This window comes from Caulobacter sp. P1_B12_2, assembly GCF_056406675.1.
The window spans coordinates 1-6467 of the sequence record NZ_JBFTZS010000272.1; the positions used below are offsets into that span (position 1 = coordinate 1).

Sequence of the window (6467 nt, forward strand, 5' to 3'; positions counted from 1 at the left end):
GCCTGGGACAGGGCGTCGCGGGCGCCGGCCTCTTCGATCAGGATCTGGTCGATCTCCAGCAGCGTCTGGTCGCGGCGGATCTTGGATCCCTGCCGAAAGCCGATCATGTACCAGCCGGCCTCGACGTCGCCCTGGGCCTGCATGGCCTCGACCTCGGACTCCGCGTCCATGGCGGCGACCTTCATCTCGGCGGTCTGGCGGCGCTCGACCACGTCGGCCAGGCGCTTCTGCAGGGTCTCGACCTTGTGGTTCGAGATGCGGATCAGGGAGTCGGCCCACTTGGTCATTACGCGGCTTCACTCTGCAGGATGTGGGCGAGGTAGCCGAAGCTGTCGTCGAGGCTGGTGGCCTCGTCGGGGCTCTGGCTGAGGAAGGCCTCGACCGCCGGATTCAGGCGGATGGCGCGGTCGATCAGCGGATCGGCCCCGGCGCGGTAGGCGCCGATGCGGATCAGCTCTTCCATGTTCGAATAGGCGGCCATGCACTGGCGGGCCATCTTGACCACCTCGCGCTCTTCCAGCGTCTGGCAGCCCGGCATGGTCCGGCTGATGGACTTGAGGACGTTGATCGCCGGAAAGCGCCCGCGCTCGGCGATCGACCGCTCCATGACGATGTGGYCGTCCAGGATGCCTCGGGCGGCGTCGGCGATCGGCTCGTTGTGGTCGTCGCCGTCGACCAGCACCGTGAACAGGGCGGTGATCGGGGCGGCCGTGGTGCCGTCGGGGCGGATGGGACCCGGGCCGGCCCGCTCGAGCAGCTTGGGCAGCTCGGTGAAGACGGTGGGGGTGTAGCCCTTGGTGGTCGGCGGCTCGCCGGCGGCCAGGCCGATCTCGCGCTGGGCCATGGCGAAGCGGGTCACCGAGTCCATCAGGCAGAGGACTTCCAGGTCCTGGTCGCGCAGGAACTCGCTGACCGCCAGGGTCATGTAGGCGGCCTGGCGGCGGGTCAGGGCCGGCTCGTCCGAGGTGGCGACCACGACGATGGCGCGCTTGAGGCCGTCCTCGCCCAGGGTCTCCTCGATGAACTCGCGGACCTCGCGGCCCCGTTCGCCGATCAGCCCCACCACGACGGCGTCGCACGTGGCTTCCTTGGCCAGCATCGACAGCAGCACCGACTTGCCGACGCCCGAGCCGGCGAAGATGCCCAGGCGTTGGCCGCGGCAGGTGGTGGTGAAGACGTTCATCGACCGCACGCCCAGATCGATGCGCTCACCGACCCGGCCACGAGCGTGGGCGGGCGGAGGCGGGGTTTTCAGGGGGTAGGGCACCTCGCCCTGCGGCAGCGGGCCCAGGCCGTCTATGGGCTCTCCGAAGGCGTTGATGATGCGGCCCAGCCAGGCCTTGGTCGGGCGGACCACGGCGCCCTCGGGCATGATCTTGATCTCGGCGCCGGGTGCCACGCCCTCGACGGGGCCGAACGGCATCAGCAGGGCGCGTGTTTCGCGGAAGCCGACGACCTCGGCGGGCAGGGTCGGAAGGTTCAGACGCTCGATCTCGACGCGCGCGCCGACGGCAAGACGGGTCAGCCCGCCGCGCGCCTCGATCAGGAGGCCGTTCACAGCGGCGACGCGCCCGAAGACGGTCAGCGGATCGATACGTTCGACGGCGGCGATCAGGCTACGCAAGCACAACTCCCGACGGCTCGAAGCCAAGCTTTGGGCCTCGTGCGTTAATGGGGAGTGAAGTAGACCGACATGGTTAATCGGCGCTTTAGGTTTGCGGTTAAGGCGGGGGCTGCGTCCTTATGTCTTTCCGCTCATCCCGGGGCCGGGATGAGCGGATTTGGACCTCAGGGCCGGGCCAGATTGGCCTTGAAGAACCCCACCACCTTCGCGTCGAAATCCTTGTGGAAGGCCGCGCGGTCGAAGCCTGGCGCGCTGGTGCAGATGAACTTGGTGTCGGCGCTCTCCGGGTCGTTGCAGGGCGTCATGAAGTCGAAGTGGCCGGCGCCGGGGACCATATGCCACTCGGGCGGCTTGGGCAGGTTCGCCCGCACCGTCGAAGCGTAGAACGGGTCGGGCAGGATCTGGTCGTTCTCGGCCCGCCACAGCTGCAGCGGCAGGGTCACCTTGGACAGGCCGGCCTTGCTGAAGCTGTAGCCCATGGCCGGGGCGGCCGAGACCACGGCCTTGATCCGCGCGTCATGCGTCCAGACCGACTTCATCACGTCGGCGGGCGGCGGGTGCGAGGCGGTCAGCTTGCAGTCGAAGAAGTCGGGGTGAGCCTTGCAGTGCGGGGTCAGGGTCTTCAGGTCGGGCTCGGCGCCGGCCGCGACCAGCACGGTGAAGCCGCCCGAGGAGAAGCCGAACGCGCCGACCCGGTCCGGATCGATCGCCGCGTGCATCGGCGAGGCCTTCAGCATGTAGTCGATCAGCACCGACAGTTGGCGCGGCCGGTTGGCCATGTCGGTGGCGCGGCTCTGGTCGGCGTAGTTGTCGCCGGTGTGGGTCAGGGCGGCGACCACGAAGCCGGCTTCCGCCAGGGCCTGGGCGGTGTCGGCATGGCCGCCGAAGAAGCCGCCGTTGCCGTGCGACATGACGATCAGCGGCAGGTGGTCGCCGACCAGAGGCGCGCCGGGCGCCGCGGTCTGGTGACCGATGCCCAACTTCATGGGCTTGGCGGGCGCGTCGGCGGGATACCAGACGCCGACGGTGATCGGCGCGCCGCCTTGCGGATCGGCGGCCTGGAGCACGGTGAAGCCCGCGGTGGCCGCCAGGGCGGGCGCGGCGAGGCCGGCCAGGGCCAGGGCGGTCGCCGAAGCGAGACAGAGCGAACGGATCGACATGGACATCCTCGATGAGTGAAGCGTGGCCAAGCTCATCGCTCGTCGGGTCGGGGGCCGCCATCGTGTCTTCGCGAACGGGCGAACGGGTTCGCGAACCGGCGAACCGACGTTATAGCAACGGTATGACCGCCCCGATGCCCGCCCCATGACCGCGAAAGCCGAGCCGCTGCTGGGAACCGCCCGCGAATGGGCGATCGACTTCGCCGTCGCGGCGGCGATCGGCCTGTTCATCGGCGTGCTCGGTCCGTACGGCAGCTATCTCAACGGGGCGGTCGGGCCGCGCATCTTCCATTTCATCGTCTGTTTCTGTGTGGGAACCCTGATCTTCGGGGTGCTGCAGCGCCTGGCGGTGGCCGGGGCCGAGCGCCTGCGGATTCCGGTCTGGCCGGTGATCATCGTCGCGCTGCTGGTCGGTTGCGTCCCGCTGGCCCTGTTCATCAGCTGGCTGGCCACCACCCTGTGGCCGTTCCTGCGCGAGAGGATCGCGCCGCTGGAATGGTACGGCCAATGCGTCTTCCTGTCGGGCCCGGTCCTGACCTTCGTGATCGTGCGGCGCGCGCTGAAGGCGCGGTCGATGCGCGGCGCGCTTCCAGTCCAGGCGGCGCCGCCGTCGGCGATCACGACGCCGGTCATGCCGCCGCCCGGCGAGGTCCTCTGTCTGCGCATGGAGGACCACTATGTGCGGGTCCACACCCTGGGCGGCTCGCGCCTGGTCGCGGGTCCGTTCGAGCGGGTGATCGCCGGCATGGCCCAGGAGGGGATGCGCGTGCACCGCTCGTGGTGGGTGGCCCGGGCAGCCGTGACGGGGGTGATCGCCGACGGCCGAAACCTGCGCCTGACCCTGAGAGGCGACCTCACCGCGCCGGTCTCCCGCGCCTCGGTGGCCAGGCTTCGGGAGGCCGGTTGGCTGGCGCCGGAAGCCTCGGGCGAAAAATAGGGTGAAACCCTCAGCGGCGCGACGTCGCGGGTAAACGATGGTCGGGTCGCCGGCGACGCTCCAGACCCCCGCTCAAGGCCGCGAATTTCTCGCGACAGAACGCCGCAATCTCGCCTCACAGATGAACGGCGGAGGCCTTAAAGGGGCGGCAAGGTGAGCAACAGGGCCCTTTACAAGCCCGCGTTTCCGGGCGTTTGAGGCCAAAAGGAATCGTCTTGACGGACTGTCCACAGCCCCCTGCGACCTTTGCGCCAAATGAGTCGCTGACCGCTTGCGCCCGATTCGCAAATCAGATTAACCATTTCTCCAACAGGAACATTCACCATTAACCTGTCTTAAATTAACTGTCCGGCAAAGTGCAGGACGGGTTTCACCGGCGGTATTCCGCCAAGCTGTCGAATAATGCCGCCCAAGGGCGGGGAGGGCTGCATGCGCGTACTGTTGATCGAGGATGACAGCGCCACCGCGCAGACCATCGAGCTGATGCTGAAGTCTGAAGGCTTCAACGTCTACACGACGGATCTTGGCGAAGAGGGCGTGGATCTGGGCAAGATCTATGACTACGACCTGATCCTGCTCGACCTGAATCTGCCGGATATGAGCGGCCTTGATGTTCTGCGCACCCTGCGGGTGGGCAAGGTGAACACGCCGATCATGATCCTGTCGGGCAGCGCCGAAATCGACACGAAGGTGAAGACCTTCTCGGGCGGCGCCGACGACTACATGACCAAGCCGTTCCACAAGGACGAGATGATCGCCCGCATCCATGCGGTGGTCCGTCGTTCGAAGGGTCACGCCCAGTCGGTCATCAAGACCGGCGACATCATCGTGAACCTGGACGCCAAGACGGTCGAAGTGAACGGCAACCGCGTTCACCTGACCGGCAAGGAATACCAGATGCTGGAGCTGCTCTCCCTGCGCAAGGGCACGACCCTGACCAAGGAGATGTTCCTCAACCACCTGTACGGCGGCATGGACGAGCCCGAGCTGAAGATCATCGACGTCTTCATCTGCAAGCTGCGCAAGAAGCTGGCGGCCTCGGCCCAGGGCAAGCACCACATCGAGACGGTCTGGGGCCGCGGCTACGTGCTGCGCGACCCGAACGAGCAAGTCGCCGCGGCGTAAGCCGACGCAGCTCGAAACCCGAAAGTTCAACGCCCGCCTCGCAGGAGGCGGGCGTTTTCTTTTGCTAGGACAAAGGCTTAGGCCTGTCCGTGACAAATCGCCCGAAGCACCGAATAGTCCTTGCCGGAACAGGGCGTCATCCGCCATTTTCCGGCGCGAGGTTTGCTGGGGGGCATCTCAGCCGTGTCATTTTGAACGCATGCGGCATCGTTACCAGTCGGGGTCTTGATGCAGGAATTCGATCCGAGACGGCCGACCATGCGTCTGGCCCCGAAGGTCTTCACCGCGATCGCCGGTCTGGCCGCCTTGGGCGTGGGCTGGAAGCTGACCGCGACCGACGCGCCGGTGCAGGTCGTCCGCGCCCCGCTTGACGCCAACGCCCTGGCCGCCTTGCAGCACGCCGCGTTCGCCAGCGCCGAGGCCCAGCCGGGCTTCGAGCGTCCGGAATCGATCCCCGTCAAGGTGCGTCCCGGCGAGACCCTGGAAAACGCCGTGCTGCGCACGGGCATCGCCCCGAATGACGCCCACCAGGTGGTCGCCGCCCTGCAGGGCGCGATCGACACCGTCAACATCAAGGCCGGCATGGCCTTCGAGGCCGCCGTGGCCGAGCGCCGCAATGGTCGCGCGGGGTCCGCCCGGCTGATCGGCCTGTCGATGCGCACCGGCCCGTCCTCGACCCTGACCGTCTCGCGCACCTTCGACGGCGCGATGAAACTGCGCGAGCTCGAGGAAAAGGTCACCGACGAGACCAAGGTGGCCTGCGGCGAGATGAAGGGGTCGTTCTACGAGAGCGTGGCCGACGTGGGCGGCACCCCGGCGGTGATCAGCCAGGCGGCCAAGCTGTTCTCGCACAAGATCGACTTCTCGCGCGACATCCACGAGGGCGACAAGTTCTGCCTGGTGTTCGGCCGCACAGTCACCGAGAGCGGCCGCACGGTCGAGGCCGGCGACCTGGAATACGCCGAGGTCAAAGGGCAGAAGTTCTACGCCTTCGAGCGCTCGGGTGACGACGGCAAGCCGCAGTTCTTCGACGAGCTGGGCAAGAACATCAAAGGCTTCCTGCTGCGCACGCCGGTCGACGGCGCTCGCATCACCTCCACCTTCGGCATGCGCAAGCATCCGGTGCTGGGCTACACCCGCGGCCACAAGGGCGTCGACTTCGGGGCCGGCACCGGCACTCCGATCCTGGCGGCCGGCGACGGCGTGGTGCTGGAGGCCCGCCGCTGGAGCGGCTACGGCAACTGGCTGCGCATCCGCCATTCGAGCCAGTGGGACACCGGCTACGGCCACATCTCGCGCTACGCCGCAGGCATCCGGCCGGGCGTCCACGTGCGCCAGGGCCAGGTGGTGGCCTATGTCGGCGCAACGGGTCTCGCGACCGGCCCGCACCTTCACTACGAGGTCTGGCTGAACGGTCAGCGGGTCAACCCGATCGGCGCCAAGGTGCCCCAGGGCACGATCCTGGCCGGCGGCGAGCTGAGCCGCTTCAAGGCCCAGCGCAACCACATCGACCAGATGCTGGCCGCTGGCGGCGACGTCGTCGAGGACAAGGCGGCGCCGAAGCTGGCGTTGGCCTCGCTGGACAAGGCCAAGGGGCCGGCGTTGCGGTAGGGCCTACAGA

Annotated in this window: 6 protein-coding genes; 3 read left to right on the forward strand and 3 right to left on the reverse strand. The window is 67.7% G+C overall.

The window, feature by feature from the left end; all coding sequences use genetic code 11:
- From AC1DZ6_RS16395 to AC1DZ6_RS16405, 3 genes are all read right to left on the reverse strand, one after another.
- Nucleotides 1-287 (reverse strand): flagellar export protein FliJ (locus AC1DZ6_RS16395; RefSeq protein ID WP_477098212.1); only part of this gene is annotated, 287 nt, incomplete at its 3' end.
- Nucleotides 287-1624 carry a flagellar protein export ATPase FliI gene (gene fliI / locus AC1DZ6_RS16400; RefSeq protein ID WP_477098213.1) on the reverse strand — a complete coding sequence of 446 codons (1338 nt, stop codon included), beginning with the start codon at nucleotides 1622-1624 and terminating at the stop codon, nucleotides 287-289. The genes AC1DZ6_RS16395 and fliI, both read right to left, overlap by 1 nt.
- A gap of 164 nt (nucleotides 1625-1788) precedes the next feature.
- Nucleotides 1789-2784 carry an alpha/beta hydrolase family protein gene (locus tag AC1DZ6_RS16405; RefSeq protein WP_477098214.1) on the reverse strand — a complete coding sequence of 332 codons (996 nt, stop codon included), beginning with the start codon at nucleotides 2782-2784 and terminating at the stop codon, nucleotides 1789-1791.
- Nucleotides 2785-2929: 145 nt separating this feature from the next.
- On the opposite strand from AC1DZ6_RS16405, the gene AC1DZ6_RS16410 reads away from it, so the two are divergent.
- From AC1DZ6_RS16410 to AC1DZ6_RS16420, 3 genes are all read left to right on the forward strand, one after another.
- Nucleotides 2930-3721 carry a LytTR family DNA-binding domain-containing protein gene (locus AC1DZ6_RS16410; RefSeq protein ID WP_477098215.1) on the forward strand — a complete coding sequence of 264 codons (792 nt, stop codon included), beginning with the start codon at nucleotides 2930-2932 and terminating at the stop codon, nucleotides 3719-3721.
- A gap of 429 nt (nucleotides 3722-4150) precedes the next feature.
- The gene (ctrA, locus tag AC1DZ6_RS16415; protein ID WP_422181955.1) at nucleotides 4151-4846 is read left to right on the forward strand and encodes a response regulator transcription factor CtrA; all 696 of its coding nucleotides are present in this window, start codon (nucleotides 4151-4153) and stop codon (nucleotides 4844-4846) included.
- Nucleotides 4847-5074: 228 nt separating this feature from the next.
- Nucleotides 5075-6457 (forward strand): peptidoglycan DD-metalloendopeptidase family protein, encoded by a 1383-nt coding sequence (locus tag AC1DZ6_RS16420; protein ID WP_477098216.1) that lies wholly within the window; start codon nucleotides 5075-5077, stop codon nucleotides 6455-6457.
- Nucleotides 6458-6467: the final 10 nt, after the last annotated feature.